The organism is Actinoplanes sp. ATCC 53533, assembly GCF_003947245.1.
On the sequence record NZ_QHHV01000620.1, the window covers coordinates 1 to 676 of the forward strand.

The following is a 676-nucleotide window of genomic DNA, read 5'->3' on the forward strand; positions in this document are numbered from 1 at the left end:
ACTGCAGTGACATGACACTGTCCGGATTGGACTGGTGACCGATCTTGAGGCTGCCGAGGTCGTCGGTATAGGAATAGGTCAGCGGGGCCAGCGCCGTGTCGTTCGCGGAGCCCTGCATAGCGACAATCGCCTGGTTCCGGGTCGCCGGCTGCGGAACCGCGTTCGGCGAAGCAGTGGGCGGATAGGTGAACTGATCGGTCAGGTCGGTCGCCGAGGTTCCGCAGGTCTTTTGGATCAGCGGCGCGTTGTTCTGCGTGTTGTCGGGAGCGATGCTCAGACACAGCCGGCTGCTCTCCGCCACAATTCGAAACGTCGGCTTGCCGGGGACCGAACGGAATCGCCACTGGTCGTTCGTCCCCGCCGCGGTGCACGGATGATGCACGATCGGAGTGTTGGCCGTCATCAGATTGTTCTTGACGGTGACGCAGCCATCTATCACCCGGGTAGCGGGATTGAACCGCCCGATATGGTACGTACCGTCATTCAACGGGACAACCGCCAGGCCTTGAGAGAGCTCCGTAGCGCCAGCGCAGTCGGTCTGCGTAACCGGCCTATTGTCATTCGCATCGGGCACGGCACGTAGGTCGTAGGTGAGACATCGTCCGGTGTAGGCGGCCTTCACCCTGATTCCAAAGTCCAGACGCGGAGCCGCCGACACTTGAGTAGCCGGCACAAT

1 protein-coding gene is annotated in these 676 nt (G+C 61.8%); it reads right to left on the reverse strand.

Annotated features, from left to right (window positions below; genetic code table 11):
* Positions 1–673: RICIN domain-containing protein (locus DMB66_RS60330; protein WP_370321623.1), on the reverse strand; the 673-nt coding region annotated here is incomplete at its 3' end.
* Positions 674–676: the final 3 nt, after the last annotated feature.